The sequence below is a fragment of the Fusicatenibacter saccharivorans genome (assembly GCF_027667425.1).
GTDB lineage: Bacteria > Bacillota > Clostridia > Lachnospirales > Lachnospiraceae > Fusicatenibacter > Fusicatenibacter saccharivorans.
The window spans coordinates 489-21,732 of the sequence record NZ_JAQEGR010000016.1; the positions used below are offsets into that span (position 1 = coordinate 489).

Below are 21,244 nucleotides of genomic sequence, written 5' to 3' on the forward strand. Positions count from 1 at the left end.
TTTAGGAATAAACACAATGTGATACTGGCATTTCCAACGAGTATGTGATAAACTTTTATTGTCCATTTGGACCGCCTCCTTTGATTTTGAGTTTGGCTTGCGACACCATTCTCATTCTATCACAGGAGGCTTTATTTTGTTATCCTCACCACTTCCGACTACTCTATTCTCCCCAGCATAGCTGGGGGATTAGACTTTTCATTCAATTCATTCAGTTTTGCCAACGCTCTTGGCTCACTAAAATCTAAGTAGTTCGTTGTAAGAATTTGCCCCGGGATTCTCTTTCGCTCGAGTTCTTTTAACGTCTGCAGGAGGGGCGTAATTCCTCCCATTGTGATAAATGCCACACTAATCTGGAATTGTTCACAGCGAAGTAGCTCTTCTTCAATAGAAGAAATAACTTTTTTACCCTCTTCTGGATTGTTTGATATAAAACTCGGTTTATATTCCAGATTTGAAGCAAGATTTCCATTGATATAGGCTGCTTCCAACCCTTGATTTATGTTTTGTATTATTTCTTCTTTCACCGTTTCATCCTCTCTGTTCTAACTTTAAATTGTAACGTATTTGACTTTACAATTCAAATTTTTTCATCATTTTCCAGTTTTTACCATGCTTTATAACGTCTCCTGATACGCCCGATCAATCAGCTTCTTTGCCTTCTGAAAGTCTTCTGCCGTCTTGATTGACACTTCCAGCTCCCCCGTTCCGTAATGTCCAATCCCGCGGGTATCTCTTGTGAATCCTTCTTCCAGTTCAACAGTGTCCGGGTCGAGTTTCATTCGGAGCAGGATCTGTTTGTTATAAATTTCAATGCAGAAAATGTTCTGCACTTTCTTATAGGCCAAATACAGCTTCAATTGGTTTGGAACAAGATCGTCTCCTAGCGATTCGATGTAGTCACAAAGCGCCGTATATAATGTTTTGAAATGGCTGCTTGCTGATGACAGCTTCTCTAAATGTGTTTTCTGTGTGTATGTACTACTTGTTGTTGAAATGGTTGATGTTTCCGTTACTGGCTTTGCCACCGGTGTGTTCAGATGTTCAAACAGCAACAGATCTTCCCCATATTTCCGATATTTCACCAACTTGATATTCCTCTGCATCTGATTCACTGCATGCACGTCGTATTTCGTAAAATCACTTGCAATACAAATCACACAAGGCACCGACCAATCAATCTGGTCTGCTACTTCCATACCCAGTTTTTCAATCACAAGCAGTTTGAAATCCGCTTTGTGATCCAAAAGCCAATCCAGATAGAATAATCCCTGATTAATTACGTTCTCGCTCGAGCTTCTCTTATACTCAAAAATCACTGGGCTATTATTTTCATCAATTCCGATGCTGTCCATTCTTCCGGATGTGATCATATATTCACTTTTCAGAAAACGAACGCCGAAAAATGTCTCCATGTTCTGCTCTATCGTTGTTTGCAGTTGTTTCTCCAATACTACCGTGGAAGAGGTGCGCTCTTTCACAACCGTTCCGACCTCAAAAAGTTTTATTTCCGACACTGCAGTTTCTCCTTCCCTGTCGCAAGATATATGTTCATTATATCGTACCTTCTTACAAAATACTATTGTAAAACATTCTTTCCGCAGGCATTCCCATCAAAAAAGGCCGCAGCTCCGCAAAGCTGTGACCTTTTCCCAATATTACCAATATGCTATTTCCGATACACCGTCTTCCCCCGTGCAACGACTTCCTGAATCTCCAGTCCCTGATCCAGTACGCAAAGATCTGCATCAAACCCTTCCTGGATTTTTCCTTTTCCTTTCAGTGACAGGATCTCTGCCGGGTTTGCCGTAATCGTCGAAATTGCGGTTTCCAGCGGAATTCCCGCTTTCTCCACGCATTCTTTTACTTCTTTCAGCAAACAGCTCGACTGGCCCATGCCCATCCGCAGGAATTCTCCCTTCTCATTAAAGATCGGCAGACTGCCCTGACCGTCGGATGAGATGGTGATGTGTTTCGGATTCACGCCTGCATCCAGCATGCGGCGGATTCCTTTGCACACGCGGACTTCATCACAGACAGTTTCCCAGTAATCGATCTCTTCATTTCCGGTGAAATCGACCGCACCGCCCTTTACGGCGTATTCAATTGCCTTCTGGAACAGCTTCTCATTCCGGTTGACATGGGTCGGGAGGAACTGGCTGGCCGGGATTTCGGTTTCGCTGATGACGCGTTCGATCAGCTCCATACATCTTGCACCGTCGCCAAGGTGGACATTGATCACTCCCGCTTTCCCGGAAAGAACACCGCCGAGGCGCGTGTCTGCTGCCAGTCGGGCGAATTCTTCGAAGGTCGGCTGTGAGGATCGGTGGTCCGAGATGGCGATTTCGCCGGTTCCGATGATTTCTTCGATCATCATGATATCTTTCGTAATTCCATCCGTCAGTGTACGCACCGGAACCTGATAGCTGCCGGTGTAGCACCAGGCGGACATGCCCTGCTCCCGGAGGCCTTTTGTTTTTGCCACGAGCGCGCACATGTCACGGCCAATGCCGTCAGTTCCGAGGCAGCCGACAACGGTTGTCACACCGAACTTGTTCAGGCCTTCCATCGTCGCCTCCGGGGTGCGGTTGGCAAAGCCGCCCTCGCCGCCTCCGCCGAGCACGTGAACATGGCAGTCGACAAAGCCAGGTGTCAGGACAAGTCCGGTTCCGTCTACGGTCTCCGCGCCAAAGAGCAGGCCGTCTGCCGTTATCGTGCCGGCATCTGCGATCTTGACAATTTTATCATACACAGTAAGAACGTCTTTTCTTCCGAGGTATTCCGGCGCATAGACGTCTATGTTCTGAAATAATATCATTTTCTCTCACTCCTCTTAAAATCCAATGGCAACCGCAATCAGAATCGTAATGACTGCTCCAATCATCAGTATCCCTAAGAATTTCCACATGAATTTGATCCAGTTCGACCACTCGATTTTTGCAATCGCCAGGGAGCCGATCAGGCAGCCGGAGGTCGGGACGATCAGGTTTGTGAAAGCATCACCGAGCTGGAACGCAAGGACGGATGTCTGGCGGGATACGCCGAGAAGGTCCGCGAGCGGTGCCATGATCGGCATGGTGATCGCCGCCTGGCCGGAGCCGGACACGACGAAAAAGTTGAAGACCGACTGGAACACGTACATCAGCACGGCTGCGGCTGCACCGGAAAGACCGGCCAGTGCCTGTGAGATGCCGTACATAATGGTGTTGATAACGGTCGGTGTGGTCGGATCGGAACCGCCGAGCACCTGCATGATGCCCTGTGCCATCGCAACAACGAGTGCTGCGCCGATCAGGTCTTTTGCGCCGTCTTTGAAGGAAACGGCAATGTCGTTCACTTTCATGTCATTCAGATGGAAAATGACACCGATCACACCTGCCACAATTCCCATGATGAAGAACTGGGTTGCGATTTCGGCCATGTAATAACCTTTTGCCATAACGCCCCAGATAACCCAGACAACGGTAACAGCCAGTGTCACCAGAACTAGGATATGGCCGATGCCGAAGGAATGGCCCTCGTCGATGCCTGTTTTTTCGTTCTGATCACGGAAATACTGGTCACTTTCGTAAGCAACGGAGATTTCCGGGGTCTTTTTTACTTTTGCTGCATAGAACATGGTCATGCCGCAGCCAAGAGCGGTGAACACCACCCACATCACCATACGGAAACCTGCGCCGGAGAAGACGTCAACGCCGGCGATTCCCTGTGCGATTCCGACAGAGAACGGGTTCATCCAGGAGGATCCGAAGCCGATCTGTGTTGCGACGTACGTGACAAGCACGGCAATGACCGTGTCGTATCCGACAGCGACGAACAGCGGGCAGAGGATCATGGTGAACGGAAGGGCCTCTTCTCCCATTCCGAACACGGCTCCGCCGAGGGAAAACAGGACGAAAAGGACCGGGATCAGCAGTTTTTCGGCTCCTTTTGCTTTACGGATCAGGCCGATCAGACCGGCTTCAACGGCTCCGGTGCGGATCATGATGCCGAAAGCACCGCCGACTACCATCAGAAATGCGATGATTTCGATAGCGGAGCTGCTGATAATTCCGTTATACATGTAATTGAAAAATCCGGTTCCGCCGTCGCCGCTGAACAGTGCAACGCCTTCTGTGACCGGTTTTCCGGCAGCATCGGTCAGATACTGGAAGCTTCCGTCTTTGATGACGGTACGGGTCTTTTCTACCCCGTTCATCAGGTACGTGACATCCTCCGTCTCGTAATAGCCTTTCGGGACGAGGAAGGTCATGACGGCCGCGATAACCACCACAAAAAAGATGATAATGTAGGTATCCGGCACGTTAAATCCCCTGTTGAATGATTTCAGGCCTTCGCCTTTCTTTTTGCTCATATTTTGAGATTTCCTCCATTTGATATTCTATTCTCGTTTTTAACGCGCTTGGATTAGTGTACCATAGATCATAGAGGAAAGTCACTGAAAAAATCAAAAAAGTGACAGAAAAATTTTCCATTCGGATTTTTCTGCCGGCTGTGTGCAATGTCATGCATAACATGATTGTATAGAAAGGTAAACAATTCCTTTTAAGGTTTCCTGCTTCCCGTCTCTTATGCTATACTTGAAAGGTTCTTGCTTCCGGCGCTTCATCTGCCGGTTTTTGACATGAAACTGATTCAGTCGGCGATTCCAAATGCGTTTACGATCGCGGTGCTTGCGGCGATTGAGTCGCTTCTCTCCTGTGTTGTTGCGGACGGCATGATCAACAGCAAGCATCGTTCGGATACAGAGCTGATTGCACAGGGTGCCGGAAATATTGCTTCTGCGCTTTTCGGCGGTATTCCGGCTACGGGAGTGATTGCCAGAACGGCGGCAAATATCAAAAACGGCGGACGCACGCCGACAGCTGGGTCTATGTGGACGATGATTCCCCGGCGGTGGATGAACATCTGCAGAAGCTGCCGCTGGAAGTCCGTGTATACGAGATCACAGGACCGCTCTTCTTTGGCGCGGCGGATGCGATTGAGCACATCGTGGTAAAGGATTTCACAAAATGTCTCGTTCTCCGGATGCGGAGCGTACCGGCGATCGACAGTACAGCCATGAATGCACTACAGAATCTGACGAAGCTCTGCGAATCGAAAGGGATCACCCTCGTCTTCTCTCATGTGAATGAGCAGCCGATGAAGGTGATGAAAAAATCCGGCTTTGTGGATCTTGTCGGGGAAGAAAATTTCTGTTCGAATATTTCGGATGCGTTAAAGCATGCGGAGGAGCTGATTTCGAGATAATGTGAAACTGCAGCTGCCGCAGCATCTGGTCTGTATCACCTGTGATCCTTTCTCCTTTATGCCGAATAGCTTCTACACATAAAAAAGGCCGCCGTGCTGAGTACTGACCTATGCTTTTCCGTTGATCACGCAGTTAATCTTTTTCTCATCGTAAAACATCAGTATCAGTCCGCCTGCGCCGCAGAATACAGCTGCACCGAATGCGGCAATCCGGTAGCCGGTTCCAGTTCCCGCTCCGATGGTGGAGACTGCGGTAAAAATCAGCATGGAAAGGCTCTGGCCCAGCTTGAAAGCGAAGGTCCGGGCTGCGTAGAACATTCCCTCTCGGCTGCTTCCTGAGGTAACTGCATCGCTCTGTGCGATATCCGCGACAACTGCCTGCGGCAGAATACCGAAAATCGCCATGGGAAGTGCTGCCACGACTGTCAGAATCAGACCCTGTACGGTTTCCGGGATGAATGGGATGTTTCCCATAAAACCTGTGTAAAAATATGCAAGGCTGAAAACAGCAAATGCAAACAGAATCATCTTTTTCTTGCCCAGTTTCGGTGTCAGCTTGTTGACCGGAACGTAAAAGACAAGCGACAGTGCGGTCATTCCCACAAAATACAGTGTTGTCATTGTCTCCGGGAGTTTCAGCAGACTGGTAACGAAAAACGGAAGGCCCGTCTGGAACATGGTGAGGGCGATCCAGTAAAAGATATCAGATCCTACAAATTTCCGGAATTCTCCATTCCGAAAGGTTGCTGTAAGGGAACGAAAAGCCGAATCCTTCGAGGGAACGGTATCTACGTAATCTTTTTCCCGGATGCAGAATACCGGCACAAGCATGCATACGAATGCTGCCGCTGCCATGGCTGTGAAAGTGATCCTGATTGCATTTACTCTTCCGAAGGAAGGAATCAGCGTACCCCAGATCGCCGGTGCCAGATAGGCCACAGCGGTTCCTGCAATAAAGGTGAAAGAAATGATGGTGGATATATTCAGGCGTTCCTGCTGTGTATGGCCCAGTTCCGGAATCAGGGCATTGTACGGAGTACAGTATGCCGTGATCGAAAGGTAATATGCCAGAATCATACCAAACAAGAATGCCGCATTGATCCAGCTGTTTTCATTCACCGGTGACCAGAACACCAGCACGGTGGAAAGTGCCAGCGGCAGGGACGCGCCTTTTAAGAACGGGATCCGCCGTCCGTTTTTTGAAGTGCACCGATCTGACCAGGACGCAATCATCGGATCAGTGAATGCATCAAAAATTCTTCCGAAGGCTGTGATCCCTCCAATGATGGTAAAAACCCCGAAAATCACCAGACCCTGCGGTATGAATACCGTCTGTCCCTGGCTGATTGCGGTTTCATCCGGCTGATAAAAGTACACCAGCCAGTTCGATATGATACCAGACAGCAGCGCCCATCCAAACTGGCCTGCTGCGAACTGCCATATCTTTACCGTTGTTAATTTTTTCATTTTGCTTCCCCCTGTTTTGTCTTCTCCTGTTTTTATACCGTCCAAATTTTTACATTTTTTCCAGAAAAGGCGATTCCAAGTTTGATGACTTCCGTAACCCCTTCCTGCAGCAATCTCCCGGTTGGGGATAGATACCTCGCACAGATGATTATCAGCTTTCCAAGGTTCGCAGAATTTCTTCCACTCACCAGGGGAAATCAACTATGCTGATTTCTCAGCTCGCAGCTTTCCGCATCATTTTTCATCTCTGCCTTCGCTTTTCTCGCAATCCCCTGTGTGCCGTTCAGGATGCTCGCGCGGGTGACTTTGTCGTTGCCGTATTTCTGGCGGATCGCGTCGAGGGCGGCATCGAGTTTACGGCTTTTCTCCTTCTTTTCGGGATCTTCGAAGAGGGAGAGCTGTTCGAAATCGTCTTCGGTAAGACCGGTCACGGCGACGCCGATCAGGCGGAGGGGCTCGCCTTTCCAGGATTCGCGGAAGAGCTGTTTGGCGCAGCGGTAGATTTCATCTGTCACATCTGTCGCATTGGGGAGTTTGGTCTGGTGTGAACGGTTTCGAAACTCGAGAGTGCGAAACGTTACGGAAACGGAGGTGCATTTTTTCTTTTTCCGACGCATGCGGGCGGCTACGATGTCGCACTGGGCGAGAAGGATCGGATTCACCTGTTCGATGGAGATGATGTCCTCGTTGAAGGTCGTCTCGGCGCTGAAGCCTTTGGCCTCATCGGGCTGCGCTTTTACAGGGGAATCATCGATGCCGCGGGCGTACTGGTAGAGCTGATGGCCGTTTTTCTTGCCGATCAGCGTCTGGATATCCGCTTCGCGCGCATGCGCCAAGTCTCCGATTGTGCGGATTCCGGCCTCGATCAGTTTCTTTTCGGATGCTTTTCCGAGGAACAACAGCTCGCGTACCGGAAGCGGCCACATTTTTTCGGGGATTTCTTCTGGGAACAGAGTGTGTACTTTGTTTGGTTTTTCGAAATCAGATGCCATTTTGGCCAGGAGTTTATTTGTGGAGATTCCAATATTGACGGTAAATCCAAGCTCCTCGTAAATCCGGTCCTTGATTTCGTGCGCCGCCGCAATCGGGTCCGGATACAGAAGGGAAGTTCCCGTCATATCGAGGAATACCTCATCGATCGAAAAGGATTCCATGACCGGGGTGTAGGCGGCGCAGATTTTCTTGAAGGCACGGGAACACCTGACGTAGAGGTCGAAATCACTCGGGACAATGACCATGTTCGGACATTTCCGCAGTGCCATTGCCACAGGTTCACCGGTCTGGACACCGCATTTTTTCGCCGGGATCGACTTTGCCACAACGATTCCTGTCCGCTTCGTCGGATCGCCGCCGATACAGGCAGGAATGTCCCGCAGATCCGGCAGTCCCTCTTTGATCCGCCGCACCGACTCCCAGGATAAAAAGGCGCTGTTGACATCTACGTGAAAAATCAGGCGTTCTGTTGTCGCCTTCGTTTGTTCTTCTCTCATTTTTTTAACCCTCTTTCAAATTCTGCTGCTCTCTATGCAAAAAACAGCAGACCTGCTTTTGCCAGAAAGAAAAGAAGAAGGATCTGCGCCGCCAGCATCAGCGGGACTCCAATCGTGAATTTCTTTTTTCTTGTCTTGTGATGAAACAGGTGCATGCCCAGCAAGGCTCCCACCGAGCCGCCGGCTGCCGCAAGTCCAAGCAAGGTGGAAACGCGGATTCTCCATTTTCCCCGCACCGCACTTCGTTTGTCGATTCCATAGACTGCTATGGTAATGATATTAATACAAATCAGGTAACTCCACAATACTGTCTGTAAGATCGAATGTTCCATTTTTTACGCACCAGCCTTTCTTTTTTCAAAAAAGGCAGCGTTTTTCTGCGCTGCCTTTTTCAAACTCTTTTCAAAATTACTTTTTCTCCAGAAATATTTTTCTGGTCACAAAATTGTATACCATAACAATCGCCGTCGCGAATACTTTCGCGATTGTGTAGATCAGGTTATGGCCTATGTTCTGCTGCAGTGCAACATTACCGCCGTAGATCGGGCCTACGACGATCCAGATCAGGAAACTGTTGAGCAGCATGCCGATCAGGGAAAGGACGACAAAGGTGATGAACTCGACTTTTTTGTTCATTTCTTCTTTCCGCTCAAAGACAAATTTGAAGCTTAAAATGTAATTTGCAATGACCGATACGGTAAATCCGGCAACGGAACCGATGAGGGATGCCGCTTCAAAGTAAGAGCTGGAAGTCAGCGCCATCACAAGATTCAGGACAATAAGACCGGTCACGTAGTCGATGCCGAAGCTGATAACGCCGACGATACCGAATTTCACAATCTGTGCAAATAATTTCTTCATGTTTTTCCTCTTGTTTCTTCTATTATTTTCGAGTCAACGACTCTATGAGAATACCATATCACGGCAGTTTTTTCAAGTTTCCGTATTGTTTTTCCTCACGTCAAAAACGCCGGATTTCACATACAAACATGAAATCCGGCGTCTTTGAATTTCTCTAAATCTCCCGTTTCTCCATAAATCTTACACTGATCCCATACGAAATCAGCACAACTGCGATGCTTACCGCAAAAATTCCCGCCTGTCCAGGAACGTTTCCCGTGATGGTGCCAAGCAGCTCCGCGATCGTAAACTGCCCGTTGAAGCCCGACTCTGCCAGCGATACACCGATTTTCTGCAGGTCCTGCAGTGTGATCTCTGTGATCGGTTTTCCAAAGAGTTCGATCGTTCCGCTCTCCGCTTTTACAAGGCCGAGCATCAGGCGGATCGCCGTGCTCTTTCCTGCTCCGTTTTTTCCGATAAGTCCGGTGATTCTTCCCTCCGGAACTTCGGTCCGTTTTGAGCCCGGTGAAGAAAAAGAGGTGAAAAAGCTCGATTTTGACCAGCGGATTTCCGCATCCATCCACAACCATCATCACTGATGCGGTTTTTGTCCGTACCTTCGGAAGAATGGGCCGACCTCTTTTCGCGGGCAGGCTCATTCCGTATCTTATGATTTTCAGGAGACTTTTTATGTCCGAACTTAATTTTTATCTTCTTCAGATCAACGATGCTTTATTTCCAATCGGTACGTATTCACACTCGCAGGGACTCGAGACGTAAATCTCTTTCTCTCACGATCGGAGCACGCAGATACCCTTCTGGATGAAATCCGGGAATTTCTTGCCTCCGATCCGAAAATTGACGGCGGCGCAACTATACTTTCCTGCGGTGATCTTGCAGTTCGTATTTTCGGTCTACGCGCGCAAAGGCTGCAGCAAATGGCGGAAAAAATAAAGTCTGCATATGACAAATTTTTATAACTGTCTATTCAAGTCGTTCACTTTTCCCTTCGTCAAATTTCGCAGAAAAAATGTCAAAATAAGGATATGACAACCTCTTCAGAATGTGATAAAATAACTTTCGTTTTAAGCGAAGATAAAACTTATTTTACCATCATTTCGAGGAGGTTTTCTCATGGAAAAAGACATGACAAAGGGAAGTCCGCTTCCGGTCATTCTGCAGTTTACGCTGCCGCTGATTATCGGAAATATTTTCCAGCAGCTCTACAACATGGCAGACACGATTATCGTTGGCCGATATGTCGGAGCGGATGCACTGGCTGCAGTTGGTTCTACGGGAACGATTATGTTCCTGGTGCTTGGATTTGCGCAGGGCATCACAGCAGGCTTTACGGTTCTGACATCGCAACGGTTCGGTGCAAAGGATACGCGCGGAGTAAAGCGAAGTGTGGCAAACGGCATTCTACTGGCTCTCCTTTTCACAGTTGTCCTGACATTCTTCAGCATGATCTCCATGCGGCCATTGCTGCATCTCATGAACACACCGGAAAATATTTTTCAGGACGCTTATACCTATATTATGATTATCTGCGGTGGCCTGATCGCTACGATTTTTTACAATCTGCTTTCCTCCTATCTGCGTGCAGTAGGAAACAGCCAGACTCCGCTGATGTTCCTGATTTTTTCGGCTGTATTAAATGTTCTTCTGGATCTGCTTCTCATCATTCGTTTTAAAATGGGCGTTGCGGGAGCCGGATATGCAACCGTTTTCTCCCAGGGAATTTCTGCTGTGCTCTGTCTTTTTTATATTTATCGCTCCATGCCGGATATGTGGCCGGAAAAACACCACTGGAAGCTTCATGCGGCAGATTCCCGCCATCAGCTCTCGATGGGCATTCCGATGGCACTCCAGTTTGCCATCACCGCATCCGGTACAATGATTATGCAGGCTGCCATTAACCTGTTCGGCTCGGAGGCAGTTGCCGCTTTTACGGCGGCCTGTAAGCTGCAGAATCTGGTCACACAGGGCTTTTCCGCAATGGGACAGACGATGGCAACCTACAGCGGGCAAAATTTCGGAAAGGGCGATATTCCACGGATTAAAAAGGGAGTTCGCGCTGCACTTCTGACTTCCATCACATATTCGATCGCAGCCGCTGTTCTCGTCTTCCTTCTTCTGAAGCCATGTCTTTCCCTCTTCTTCTCGGGTGATGTCGATATGGCCGCCATGATGCCATGGGCAAAGACTTATTCCTATATGTGTGCTCTTTTTTATGTACCGCTCTGCACCATCTTTATTTTCCGAAATGCAATGCAGGGTTGCGGCTACGGCTTTCTACCTATGATGGGCGGTGTTTCTGAACTCTTTGCGCGCCTTATTGTAGCTGTGATTGCCATAAAAGTCATCAGCTATCCGCTCGCCTGCTTCTGTGACCCGGCAGCCTGGGTGACGGCAGCTGTCTTTACCGGTGTTTCGTATCTGTTTGTCATGAAGGATATCGACAAAAAGTATAATTCAAAGATACCGACGGCTCCGATCAGCTGACATTTTTCATACCAAACGCAAAACTGCGCGGAATGCACGATTCTGAAATGCATTCCACGCAGTTTTTTGTATTTACAGGATTACAGATTCAGTTTTGCTTTCTGCAGACTTACACAGGAACGATGATATGTGAGTGTCATCGTCAGATAAATGACGCCCACGACAATGACTGCGAGAATACCGGTATGGAACACCAGATGCAGGATCATCGTCGCACACAGCAGGATCTGAATCATCTTGCCCAGCGCCATATAGGCCTTATAGGCACTCTGATATACCATCTCTTTTTCTGCCTCATCGCAACTTGCCATCCAGTCTTTCTGGAAGTTTTTTGAGTTCATATCGCCTCTCTTCTCCGGGTGAGCTGCCTGAACCATTTTTACATAACGCATCTGATAATAGCCATAGAGAAAGAAGTTGATACAAAACAGAGCACAGGTTGCCAGGAATCCGGCGAGCTCTTTTCCCGATGCTTCTTCCAGCCAAGAACGGGAAAAGGTAAATGTCAGCACGATGATATCGCAGACCTGCGAAATCACATTGCAGTTCATCAGCATCGCGCCGTATTTCTCTTCTTCATAGCTTAAGACTTCGTACTGTTCATCCTCTGCTTCTTCGAGATGCTTCATCGTATCCTTTAATTTCCGGCTGTAAAATTCCATCAGGACAATGCTTACAACGAAAATTACCGCAATGATCGGCAGTGCCAGCGGGCGGACCAGATCGCTCAGATCACTCATGCCATTTTTCACACCGAACGTCATAAAAATTCCGACAAAAAAACCGCAGACTCCGCCGATTCCCAGATAAATCAGCATCCGCTTCGTCAGCTTTCCGTAGGAATTTGGTTTGTTCCCCTGTTTTTCTTTCATGGTTCATCCTCCTCATATTGAAAAATATCTTCTACTTTTACTTCACAGATTTTTGCAAGTTTTAATGCCAGTGTCACCGACGGTGAATAGTCTCCCCGCTCAATCAGGCTGATGGTCTGTCTCGATACTCCCGCCATTTTTCCAAGGTCGGTTTGGTTGATGCCAAGCTTCGAACGGTACTCTTTTAACTGATTGTACAGCGGCATCGCAGTATCTCCTTTCACTTTATTTTTAGATGAGCTCTCTATTTGACAACTTTTCTTGTCATCTACTACTCTACTATTGACAACTTTATTTGTCAATAGTTTTGACAAGTTTTTTTGTCATTGTCAAGCAGATATTCGCAATGGAAGCAGGGGACTTACTTGATTCGGTTAAACTCCCAGTTGATTTGTGGGCTGAAATGTACTAAACTAGAGGTATCTATTTTCGTAACTATTCAAGCCGCAGAAAGGACAGAATCTATGGAACAGAAAGACAGCCGGTTTGCCGTATTGATCGATGCGGACAATGTTTCCCCGAAATACATCAAATATATCCTGGACGAGGTTTCGGACCAGGGCGTCGCTACTTACAAGAGAATCTACGGGGACTGGACCGATATCTCGAAGAAAAGCTGGAAGGAGCAGCTCTTACGCTACTCAATCAACCCGATCCAGCAGTATAGCAATACGAACGGAAAGAACTCAACCGACTCCGCAATGATCATCGATGCCATGGACATCCTCTACTCCGGAAATGTGGAGGGCTTCTGCCTGGTTTCTTCGGACTCTGATTTTACCAAGCTGGCGCAGCGTCTGCGTGAATCCGGCATGTTTGTGCTCGGCATGGGCGAGCAGAAAACCCCTTCTTCCTTCCGCGTTGCGTGCGATGCCTTTAAAATTCTCGAAATCATTTCCCAGAACGAGGACGATATCTCCCCTGCGATTACCGCTGTCTCGGAAAATCCGGCGCGCTACGGCACTTCTCAGGACGAACCCCCTTCCATTACAAGCAAGGCAGAAATCGAACGGACGGTTTCCCGTGTACTGACAGAGAACAATGATCACGGAAAAAATACGACACTTAGTGAGATCGGCAGTATCCTGCAGAAGAAATTCTCAGAGTTTGACGTTCGAAATTACGGTTATTCCAAACTTTCCACGTTTCTAGAAAGCATGAACGATATCGAAGTGCTGAAAACCGGTCATAATTACCTCGTAAAGGAACGCCAGAACACCGTATCGCGCCAGCAGATCGAAAAATGTATCACGGATCTGATCTGCTCCAACGGAGGCCATATCGACAACCTCAGCATTATTCACGATGCCCTGCGGAACCGTTTCCCGGGCTTCGATGTGAAGCAGTATGGGTATAGCAGGATTTCAAGTTTTATCAACAGTTTCAAAAAATTCAAAATCATAAACAATACGGTACAGATGAAACAATAGCATTCAAAACATAAACCAGATTCGCCGGATCCGGATCGTGTTTGATATACCATGTACATGTTTGGTGTGCCCGCAACAAAAAGCCCCCGGAAATGTCAGATTTTCTGACACCCGGAGGCTCTTTTTATTTCGTCTGTTGTTATCTTTTTCCGGTACTTCCGATTCCGCCGCGGTCCTCGCCGTTTAAGTGGTCAACTTCTTCAAAGCCGATGGTCGGCTGGTGTTTCTCGATGCGGAACTGGCAGATGCGGTCATTCACATGAATCACGGTGTCGCGCAGGGCGTACGCCGGCATGTAGAACCAGTCGTTCGGTCCGCAGTAGCTCTCGTCGATGATTCCGCAGTGGTTCGTCTGGATAATGCCGAAGTTCTTGAAGGTGCTGCTTCTCGGCACAATATGCGCCTCATAGCCTTCCGGCAGCTGCATCGCAACGCCGAGGTGAATCAGCTTAAATTCTCCGGCCTTTAACTCCACTTCCTCTGCCGCGCGCAGGTCGATCCAGTCGGACTTTCCGTCGATATAGCGCAGGCGCTCAATTTCATCGTTTAAATACTGAATTTTAATGGTTTCCATAAAGCGTCTCCTTTTCTTTTTGCGTGACTACTTTTCGCCGAACAGTACGACTTCGCCGCGTGCTCTCGTCTTTTTCACATCAATGACTCTCTGATTCGGGCTGCCCTTCCATTCCAGGGTAACGTCCCTCTGGGCAAGAATAAAGCGACCGTCCACAACCACGTCCGTGTAATCCATCAGTTCCAGATCACAGACGGATTCCCACTCATATCCGGTGTAAACCCAGATATCTTTTTTCGGATATCTTTCCTTGATCTCTTTTGCCAGAGCCGTCACATCCGCCCGGTTTGCCTCATACAGCGGATCTCCGCCGGAGAAGGTGATGCCGGAAATGTAGTCCTTGTCCAGCTGTTCAAAAATTTCTGCCTTTGCCGCGTCATCAAACGGGATGCCGCCATTTGGATCCCAGGTAATCGGATTCTGACATCCCTTACAGTGATGACCGCATCCGGCGACCCAGAGCACGACGCGCAGGCCGTCTCCGTTCAGCATATCGTCTTTCGTTATATTATGGTATCTCATAGCTTTCACTCCTATTGGACATAAGAAAACACAGAAAAACGAACCGTTTTGCAGATCCCTTTTTCTGTGTTCCCCGCTCTTTATCGTCTGGCAGATCTATTTATTTCGCGTCTGCCGGAACATCCTTGATACTGAAGCTTACACGGCCCATTTTATCTTTGCCCATGCAGACTACTTTTACAACATCGCCAAGGCTGACAACGTCTTCTACTTTCTCAACACGCTGTTTGGCGAGCTTGGAGATGTGTACCAGACCTTCTTTTCCAGGTGCAAACTCAAGGAAAGCACCGAAGTCTTTGATGCTGACAACTTTTCCGGTCAGGATCTGTCCCTCGGTAAAGTCGCTTGTGATGATCTCGATATATTTCTTTGCCTGATCCATCATAGCCTGCTCGGTTCCGCAGATGGAAACTGCACCGTCGTCTGTGATGTCGATCTTTACGCCGGTCTCATCGATGATGGCGTTGATGGTCTTTCCTCTCTGGCCGACAACTTCACCGATCTTCTGCGGGTCGATCATCATCTGGATGATCTTCGGAGCGAACTCGCCGACCGTCTTACGCGGCTCTGCGATCGCTTTCTCCATAACCTCAGTCAGGATGTACTCTCTTGCCTGTTTCGTTCTGGCAATCGCCTCTTCTACGATCTGACGGGTCAGTCCATGGATCTTGATATCCATCTGGATTGCAGTGATTCCGTCGTGGGTACCAGCTACCTTAAAGTCCATGTCGCCGAAGAAGTCTTCGAGACCCTGGATATCGGTCAGTACGAGGTAATCATCATCGGTCTCGCCTGTTACCAGACCGCAGGAGATACCTGCAACCGGTTTTTTGATCGGTACACCGGCAGCCATCAGAGACATGGTGGATGCACAGATACTTGCCTGGGAAGTAGAACCGTTAGACTCGAAGGTCTCGGATACGGTACGGATTGCGTACGGGAACTCTTCCTCGGTCGGAAGTACCGGAACCAGGGCACGTTCTGCCAGAGCACCATGGCCGATCTCACGGCGTCCCGGTCCGCGGGACGGTTTTGTCTCACCTACAGAGTAGGACGGGAAGTTGTACTGATGCATGTAACGTTTGGAGGTCTCGAACTCATCCAGTCCGTCCAGTTTCTGTGCTTCGGAAAGCGGAGCCAGTGTTGTTACGTTGCAGATCTGAGTCTGTCCACGGGTGAACATAGCGGAACCATGAACACGCGGGATAATGTCAACCTCTGCAGCCAGAGGACGGATTTCTGTGATCGCACGGCCGTCCGGACGTTTGTGGTCTTTTAAGATCATCTTACGAACGGTCTTTTTCTGATACTGGTAAACAGCCTCGCCTAATACTGCCAGCCACTCTTCGTTGTCGGCAAATGCCTCCTCGAGTTTCTCGGTGATGACGCGGATGTTTTCTTCTCTTGTCTGTTTGTCATCGCTGAAAACAGCCTCTTCCATCTCTGCCGGAGGAACGATCTCTTTGATCGCTGCAAACAGCTCTTCCGGAATAGCGCAGCTCTCATAAGCGTGTTTCGGTTTTCCAACCTCTGCTACGATGCTGTCGATGAATTTGATGATTTCCTGGTTTACTTCGTGTGCTTTGTAGATGGCGTCGATCATTTTTGCTTCCGGAATCTCTTTTGCTCCGGCTTCGATCATGATGACTTTCTCTCTGGTGGAAGCTACGGTCAGTTTCAGGTCGGATACGGCTTTCTGTGCGAGAGTCGGGTTTACGATGAACTCGCCGTCGATCATACCGATCTGAGTCATGGCACACGGACCGTCAAACGGGATGTCGGAAATGCAGGTTGCGATTGCGGAACCCAGCATTGCGACTACTTCCGGATCACACTCCGGATCTACGGACATTACCATGTTGTTTAAGGTAACATCGTTGCGGTAATCTTTTGGGAACAGCGGACGCATCGGACGGTCAATGACACGGCTGGTCAGAATTGCGTGCTCGCTTGCTTTTCCTTCTCTTTTGTTGAATCCGCCCGGGATTTTTCCAACGGCGTACATCTTCTCTTCGTACTCAACACTTAATGGGAAGAAGTCGATGCCGTCACGCGGTTTCTCAGATGCGGTTGCTGTAGAAAGAACTACAGTATCGCCATAATGCATAAATGCTGCGCCGTTTGCCTGTTTTGCTACACGGCCTACGTCTACGGTCAGGGTTCTGCCTGCCAGTTCCATAGAAAAACTCTTGTACATAAATAATCTCCTTTTTTTCTTCTGAGCAGAATTTCCGAAACAACTGAAAAGCACACCGGAATACGGACAGGATGCAGCTTTTCAATGTGTTTTTCAGTGGTCTCGGATAAAATTCCTGCACCTCCAGAACCTGCCACTGGCAGCTTCTTACGGATGCAATGCAGCTCAGAATGGCTCCATGTCGTTTGCGTCTTTGATCTTACAAGCAAAGAAACGGGCGGAAAATGTATCCCGCCCGTTGTTCCAAGCTGATTATTTTCTGATTCCTAACTTCTCGATTAAAGCACGGTATCTTTCAATATCAGTTTTCTTTAAGTAGTCAAGCAGACCACGTCTCTGACCAACCATTTTCAGAAGACCTCTTCTGGAGTGATGATCTTTGTGGTGAACTTTCAGATGCTCAGTGAGCTCCTCGATTCTTGCGGTAAGAACAGCTACCTGTACTTCCGGTGATCCTGTATCTCCCTCAGTTCTTGCATACTCTTTGATGATTGCCTGTTTTTTTTCTTTCGAAATCATTTTAAATTCCTCCTGTTATTTTGATTGCACCGCTGACTAAGAAGTGGTCGGAGTGTCCTGCCTCTGAATCAGGGTCCGGGGATCTTTTTTGTCCCGCATACTCGATTAGTATAGCATACGCTTTTCGAATTGTAAATACTAAAATCAGATGTTTTCGCGATGAATTTTCACGTAGTTACAGTTCTCCGAACTGTAACTTTCGCAGCTCTCATTTTAAGTTTTGCTTCGCAAAAGGAGAGCTGCTCACACCTGAATCACTTTCTTACGCAGCGAAACAGCGAGTGTTTCACTGCTGAGCGAACTTTTTTTCTACATATTTTTTTCCTGCCGCAACATCATGATCGAGCTGGTTTTTCAGCGCGTCGATCGAAACAAATTTCTGCTCCGGGCGCAGAAATTTTAACAGAGAAACCTCCGCCTGTTTTCCATAGAGATCCTCGCTGCAGTCAAAAAGATTCGTCTCCACGCCGGTAAATTTTTCCTGTACCGTCGGCTTAACACCGATGTTTGTGATACCGTAATAAATTTTTCCTTCGATTTTCACCTCGGAAACGTAGACGCCGAACGGCGGAAGCAGCTTTTCTGCCGGCGGGATCTGATTGATGGTCGGCACGCCGATCGTTCTGCCGAGTGCATGACCGTGGACAATCTCGCCGTGAACCGCGTAATCGTAGCCGAGCAGACCGCTCACGGCTTCCATATTGCCCTGTTCCAGCTCTTCCCGTGCCCAGGTGCTGCTGATCTCGCGGCCGTTTTCCTCTGCTTTTTCGATGATCTCGGTTTCAAAACCAAGGGACGGGCCCATTTCTTTCAGCATTTCGGCTGTGCCGCTTCTCTTGTAGCCAAAACCGAAATCCTTTCCCACAACAACTTTTTTCGCGTGCAGCTTATCCACCAGAATCTCTTTGATAAAGGCTTCCGGCGTCATGTGCATCACTTCATCCACAAACGGGCATTCCACAAGGCAGTCCATGCCAAGCTGTTCGAGGCGGGCTCTTCTCTCCTCATTCGTCAGCAGCTGATGCGGCTTGACATGCTGCACTTTCGACTGCGGCGGCACGTCAAACGTAAACACAACCGTTTCCAGTCCTTCCGTTCTGCCGATTGCAAGGACACGACGGATCAGAAGCATATGCCCCCGGTGGAGGCCGTCAAATTTTCCCAGGGTTACAACGCTGTCCCCTCTGCTGTCAAAATCCAGTGTTTTTGTTAGATATCTCATGTTCTCTCCAGAAATAACTTGACCGGTCTGGTTAAGTTTTGTGATGGTCTGTATTGATAAATACCGACAAACGTTCCGCCATCGAGATAAAGGCGGAACTCCTCGTCTTCTGCGAAGTCCCCGCCGGAAGCAGTTTCCCCGATTTCGCGGATCTGCGCCGGTTTCAGCGGATTTCCGTTTTCCGCAAGCTTTTTCGCATGATCGTCCGCTGTCGCAAAGCTGCGCAGCGCGGCAAACATTTCATCGACCGGCACGAGGATCTCCGAAAGGCGGCCCTCACCGACAATCGCTGCGATCTCGTCAAGCGTGTGCGCTCCGTTTCGGTCAAACTGGCCGACTCTCGTGCGGATCAGCTGCTCCATACATCCGTGGCAGCCCAGTTTTTCGCCGATATCGTGGCACAGGGTGCGGATATACGTTCCCTTCGAACACGTTACCTCCATGCGCACCAGCGGAAGCTTCATTTCCAGAATGCTGATCTCGTAAAAGTGCACCGTGCGGGCCTTCCGCTCGATCTCGATGCCTTCCCGCGCCAGCTCGTAGAGTTTCTTTCCATTAACCTTCAGCGCGGAATACATCGGCGGCACCTGCTGCTGCTCCCCGACAAACGAGGCGATGCAGTCCCGCACCTCTTCTTCCGTCACGGTCACTGGCGCTTCTGCTGTCACGGTTCCGCTCATGTCCTGCGTATCCGTTGCGATTCCAAGGTGAAGCAGCGCTTCATACGTCTTCGTTTCATCGGTCAGCATATCGCAGAGACGCGTTCCCTTTCCAAGGCAGACCGGAAGCACGCCCGTCGCATCCGGGTCTAGGGTTCCGGTGTGGCCGATTTTTTTCTGGTGCAGGATGCCGCGCAGCTTCGCAACCACGTCATGCGACGTAAATCCCGCCTCTTTCCATACGTTCAGAACTCCGTTTATCATGTTGTTTTGTCTCCCTCTTTTTCACAAGAAAACCGGGCGTGGATATATTTTCTGCGCCCGGCTGTTTCCTGTTTATGCTTCTTCCTCTGTCGTCTCTTCTTCCTCTTCTGCAAGAAGCTGTTTTTCGATATACAGAGTCAGATTGTTGATTACATCATACGGAGAACCTGACATCGTGCAGCCAGCCGCACGGATATGGCCGCCGCCGCCGAATACGGCTGCGATTTTGCTCACATCAACCAGCTCGTCGGAGCGGAGGCTTACTTTGAAGACCTGCGGCTCCAGCTCATACAGGAAGATCGCTACGTGAACGCCTTCTGTATTTTTTAACTGGCTGACAATGCCGTCCATATCTCCCGATGTCAGGCCATAGAAGTCCATGATCTTCTTCCGCACGATACCGACAATACACTGCTTGTCGAGAAGCATGATGCTCTCTGTCAGCGTGCGTCCCATAATCTGGTTCTGTACGTATGTTTTCTTGAAGAATGCATCCTCGATGATTCTGGTAAACGGAACTCCCTTTTCCATCAGAGCGGCCGCAACCCGCATCGTGTGCGGAGAGGTGCTGCTGTACTGGAATACGCCGGAATCGGTCACAATACCGGTGTACAGCGCCTCGGCGCACGGCTCGGAGATCTTTTCTTCCTCCAGAAGCCCAAACAGCACCTCGCAGGCAGAGCTTGCATCCGGCTCTACGTGATTGATTTCGCAATATTCTGTATTCGTCACATGGTGATCGATGCAGATCGTCTTTCCCGCTTTTGCAAGAAGCGGTGCGGCAACGCCGATGCGCTCCTCGCTGGATACATCCAGAAGGACCACAAGGTCGTACGCTTTCTCTTCACAGCTTGTCTTTACCTCAGAAAAACCCGGAAGATAGGAAAATTCCGGCCGTGGATCCTCAAGATAGACATCTGCCTGAATCTCCGGCCGATTGTCGCGAAGATACTGGTATAATCCCAGGCAGGAACCGATGCAGTCACCGTCCGGACGAACGTGTCCGGCGATGGCCATGCAGGAGACTCCGTTTAGAATTTCATCAATTTTCTTCATTTTCCTCATCCTTTTTGTCTTCTTTGTGTGTTACTTCATCAATCAGTTTCGACATCGTAACGCCATATTCAATCGACTCATCCAGGACAAAGGTCAGCTCCGGTGTATTGCGGAGGTTAATGGTCTTGGCCAGCATACGGCGGATGAAGCCCTCCGCGCTCTTTAAGCCGCGGATGGTTTCTTTCTTCGCCTCATCATCGCCAAACACACTGATATATACTTTACACGTCTTCAGATCCGGCGCTACCTCTGCCGCTGTGACAGAGGTCATCATTCCGATGCGCGGATCCTTGATCTCGTTCCGGATGATGTTGGAAAGCTCTTTCTGTACTTCCCCGTTGATCCTGGTGTTTTTAATACTGTTTTTTCTCAACTTA

General features: G+C 48.9%; 21 protein-coding genes and 2 pseudogenes. 3 read left to right on the plus strand and 20 right to left on the minus strand.

The window, feature by feature from the left end; all coding sequences use genetic code 11:
* From PGS38_RS14025 to yfcC, 5 genes and pseudogenes are all read right to left on the minus strand, one after another.
* Window positions 1-66: pseudogene (locus tag PGS38_RS14025) on the minus strand (IS200/IS605 family transposase); the annotation flags it as partial.
* A 92-nt stretch (window positions 67-158) separates the two neighbouring features.
* Complete coding sequence (locus PGS38_RS14030) at window positions 159-527, minus strand: hypothetical protein (RefSeq protein WP_330411378.1); 369 nt, start codon at window positions 525-527, stop codon at window positions 159-161.
* Window positions 528-617: 90 nt separating this feature from the next.
* Entirely contained in the window at window positions 618-1,517 is a 900-nt protein-coding gene (locus tag PGS38_RS14035) for an endonuclease NucS domain-containing protein (RefSeq protein ID WP_117760905.1), read from the minus strand.
* A 152-nt stretch (window positions 1,518-1,669) separates the two neighbouring features.
* Window positions 1,670-2,818, minus strand: coding sequence for a beta-aspartyl-peptidase (gene iadA, locus PGS38_RS14040; RefSeq protein WP_117760903.1), 1,149 nt, complete (start codon window positions 2,816-2,818; stop codon window positions 1,670-1,672).
* 15 nt (window positions 2,819-2,833) lie between these two features.
* Window positions 2,834-4,354, minus strand: a complete 1,521-nt coding sequence (gene yfcC, locus PGS38_RS14045; protein ID WP_022462924.1) for a putative basic amino acid antiporter YfcC — start codon at window positions 4,352-4,354, stop codon at window positions 2,834-2,836.
* 240 nt (window positions 4,355-4,594) lie between these two features.
* On the opposite strand from yfcC, the pseudogene PGS38_RS17850 reads away from it, so the two are divergent.
* Window positions 4,595-5,250 (plus strand): annotated as a pseudogene (locus PGS38_RS17850) (SulP family inorganic anion transporter); the annotation flags it as partial.
* A 108-nt stretch (window positions 5,251-5,358) separates the two neighbouring features.
* On the opposite strand, the gene PGS38_RS14055 reads toward PGS38_RS17850, so the two are convergent.
* The 5 genes from PGS38_RS14055 to PGS38_RS14075 form a co-directional block, all read right to left on the minus strand.
* Window positions 5,359-6,717, minus strand: coding sequence for an MFS transporter (locus PGS38_RS14055; protein WP_117760901.1), 1,359 nt, complete (start codon window positions 6,715-6,717; stop codon window positions 5,359-5,361).
* A 197-nt stretch (window positions 6,718-6,914) separates the two neighbouring features.
* Complete coding sequence (locus PGS38_RS14060; RefSeq protein ID WP_117760899.1) at window positions 6,915-8,207, minus strand: DNA polymerase Y family protein; 1,293 nt, start codon at window positions 8,205-8,207, stop codon at window positions 6,915-6,917.
* 32 nt (window positions 8,208-8,239) lie between these two features.
* Window positions 8,240-8,539: a DUF1294 domain-containing protein gene (locus tag PGS38_RS14065; RefSeq protein ID WP_055228600.1), complete on the minus strand. Its 300-nt coding sequence runs from the start codon at window positions 8,537-8,539 to the stop codon at window positions 8,240-8,242.
* Between the two features lie 76 nt (window positions 8,540-8,615).
* Complete coding sequence (locus tag PGS38_RS14070; RefSeq protein ID WP_117509180.1) at window positions 8,616-9,068, minus strand: GtrA family protein; 453 nt, start codon at window positions 9,066-9,068, stop codon at window positions 8,616-8,618.
* A gap of 154 nt (window positions 9,069-9,222) precedes the next feature.
* Window positions 9,223-9,627 carry an ATP-binding cassette domain-containing protein gene (locus PGS38_RS14075; protein ID WP_117760897.1) on the minus strand — a complete coding sequence of 135 codons (405 nt, stop codon included), beginning with the start codon at window positions 9,625-9,627 and terminating at the stop codon, window positions 9,223-9,225.
* A gap of 554 nt (window positions 9,628-10,181) precedes the next feature.
* Between PGS38_RS14075 and PGS38_RS14085 the strand changes: the two genes are divergently transcribed.
* The gene (locus tag PGS38_RS14085) at window positions 10,182-11,552 is read left to right on the plus strand and encodes an MATE family efflux transporter (protein ID WP_117760895.1); all 1,371 of its coding nucleotides are present in this window, start codon (window positions 10,182-10,184) and stop codon (window positions 11,550-11,552) included.
* A gap of 80 nt (window positions 11,553-11,632) precedes the next feature.
* On the opposite strand, the gene PGS38_RS14090 is transcribed toward PGS38_RS14085, so the two are convergent.
* Window positions 11,633-12,424: a DUF3169 family protein gene (locus PGS38_RS14090; protein WP_117509183.1), complete on the minus strand. Its 792-nt coding sequence runs from the start codon at window positions 12,422-12,424 to the stop codon at window positions 11,633-11,635.
* Entirely contained in the window at window positions 12,421-12,630 is a 210-nt protein-coding gene (locus tag PGS38_RS14095) for a helix-turn-helix transcriptional regulator (protein ID WP_055228608.1), read from the minus strand. Before PGS38_RS14095 ends, PGS38_RS14090 begins: the two co-directional genes overlap by 4 nt.
* Before the next feature lie 258 nt (window positions 12,631-12,888).
* Here PGS38_RS14095 and PGS38_RS14100 point away from each other — a divergent pair, with 258 nt between their 5' ends.
* The gene (locus PGS38_RS14100; RefSeq protein WP_270476385.1) at window positions 12,889-13,854 is read left to right on the plus strand and encodes an NYN domain-containing protein; all 966 of its coding nucleotides are present in this window, start codon (window positions 12,889-12,891) and stop codon (window positions 13,852-13,854) included.
* 139 nt (window positions 13,855-13,993) lie between these two features.
* Here the strand turns inward: PGS38_RS14100 and PGS38_RS14105 are convergent, their stop codons facing one another.
* The 8 genes from PGS38_RS14105 to rbfA all read right to left on the minus strand — a co-directional run bounded on the left by PGS38_RS14105 (window position 13,994) and on the right by rbfA (window position 21,240).
* Window positions 13,994-14,428 carry a dUTP diphosphatase gene (locus tag PGS38_RS14105; protein ID WP_022462938.1) on the minus strand — a complete coding sequence of 145 codons (435 nt, stop codon included), beginning with the start codon at window positions 14,426-14,428 and terminating at the stop codon, window positions 13,994-13,996.
* A 27-nt stretch (window positions 14,429-14,455) separates the two neighbouring features.
* A complete protein-coding gene (gene nrdG, locus PGS38_RS14110; RefSeq protein WP_055228610.1) occupies window positions 14,456-14,950 on the minus strand; it encodes an anaerobic ribonucleoside-triphosphate reductase activating protein in 495 nt (164 codons plus the stop codon).
* A gap of 100 nt (window positions 14,951-15,050) precedes the next feature.
* A complete protein-coding gene (locus tag PGS38_RS14115) occupies window positions 15,051-17,147 on the minus strand; it encodes a polyribonucleotide nucleotidyltransferase (protein WP_117814395.1) in 2,097 nt (698 codons plus the stop codon).
* Between the two features lie 252 nt (window positions 17,148-17,399).
* The gene (gene rpsO / locus PGS38_RS14120; RefSeq protein WP_022462935.1) at window positions 17,400-17,666 is read right to left on the minus strand and encodes a 30S ribosomal protein S15; all 267 of its coding nucleotides are present in this window, start codon (window positions 17,664-17,666) and stop codon (window positions 17,400-17,402) included.
* A gap of 286 nt (window positions 17,667-17,952) precedes the next feature.
* Window positions 17,953-18,888 (minus strand): bifunctional riboflavin kinase/FAD synthetase, encoded by a 936-nt coding sequence (locus PGS38_RS14125; protein ID WP_117760893.1) that lies wholly within the window; start codon window positions 18,886-18,888, stop codon window positions 17,953-17,955.
* Window positions 18,885-19,811, minus strand: coding sequence for a tRNA pseudouridine(55) synthase TruB (truB, locus tag PGS38_RS14130; protein ID WP_117804405.1), 927 nt, complete (start codon window positions 19,809-19,811; stop codon window positions 18,885-18,887). The genes PGS38_RS14125 and truB overlap by 4 nt, the downstream gene beginning before the upstream one ends.
* Before the next feature lie 72 nt (window positions 19,812-19,883).
* Entirely contained in the window at window positions 19,884-20,867 is a 984-nt protein-coding gene (locus PGS38_RS14135) for a DHH family phosphoesterase (protein ID WP_117804404.1), read from the minus strand.
* Entirely contained in the window at window positions 20,854-21,240 is a 387-nt protein-coding gene (gene rbfA / locus PGS38_RS14140; RefSeq protein WP_022462931.1) for a 30S ribosome-binding factor RbfA, read from the minus strand. Before rbfA ends, PGS38_RS14135 begins: the two co-directional genes overlap by 14 nt.
* Window positions 21,241-21,244: the final 4 nt, after the last annotated feature.

Coding starts and splice junctions, on each gene's coding strand:
- PGS38_RS14085 (WP_117760895.1), top strand. CDS start 10,182: ATGGAAAAAGACATGACAAAGGGAAGTCCGCTTCCGGTCATTCTGCAG.
- PGS38_RS14100 (WP_270476385.1), top strand. CDS start 12,889: ATGGAACAGAAAGACAGCCGGTTTGCCGTATTGATCGATGCGGACAAT.
- PGS38_RS14105 (WP_022462938.1), bottom strand. CDS start 14,428: ATGGAAACCATTAAAATTCAGTATTTAAACGATGAAATTGAGCGCCTG.
- PGS38_RS14075 (WP_117760897.1), bottom strand. CDS start 9,627: ATGGATGCGGAAATCCGCTGGTCAAAATCGAGCTTTTTCACCTCTTTT.
- PGS38_RS14135 (WP_117804404.1), bottom strand. CDS start 20,867: ATGAAGAAAATTGATGAAATTCTAAACGGAGTCTCCTGCATGGCCATC.
- nrdG (WP_055228610.1), bottom strand. CDS start 14,950: ATGAGATACCATAATATAACGAAAGACGATATGCTGAACGGAGACGGC.
- PGS38_RS14090 (WP_117509183.1), bottom strand. CDS start 12,424: ATGAAAGAAAAACAGGGGAACAAACCAAATTCCTACGGAAAGCTGACG.
- rpsO (WP_022462935.1), bottom strand. CDS start 17,666: ATGATTTCGAAAGAAAAAAAACAGGCAATCATCAAAGAGTATGCAAGA.
- truB (WP_117804405.1), bottom strand. CDS start 19,811: ATGATAAACGGAGTTCTGAACGTATGGAAAGAGGCGGGATTTACGTCG.
- PGS38_RS14060 (WP_117760899.1), bottom strand. CDS start 8,207: ATGAGAGAAGAACAAACGAAGGCGACAACAGAACGCCTGATTTTTCAC.
- PGS38_RS14095 (WP_055228608.1), bottom strand. CDS start 12,630: ATGCCGCTGTACAATCAGTTAAAAGAGTACCGTTCGAAGCTTGGCATC.
- PGS38_RS14065 (WP_055228600.1), bottom strand. CDS start 8,539: ATGGAACATTCGATCTTACAGACAGTATTGTGGAGTTACCTGATTTGT.
- iadA (WP_117760903.1), bottom strand. CDS start 2,818: ATGATATTATTTCAGAACATAGACGTCTATGCGCCGGAATACCTCGGA.
- PGS38_RS14055 (WP_117760901.1), bottom strand. CDS start 6,717: ATGAAAAAATTAACAACGGTAAAGATATGGCAGTTCGCAGCAGGCCAG.
- PGS38_RS14070 (WP_117509180.1), bottom strand. CDS start 9,068: ATGAAGAAATTATTTGCACAGATTGTGAAATTCGGTATCGTCGGCGTT.
- PGS38_RS14125 (WP_117760893.1), bottom strand. CDS start 18,888: ATGAGATATCTAACAAAAACACTGGATTTTGACAGCAGAGGGGACAGC.
- PGS38_RS14115 (WP_117814395.1), bottom strand. CDS start 17,147: ATGTACAAGAGTTTTTCTATGGAACTGGCAGGCAGAACCCTGACCGTA.
- yfcC (WP_022462924.1), bottom strand. CDS start 4,354: ATGAGCAAAAAGAAAGGCGAAGGCCTGAAATCATTCAACAGGGGATTT.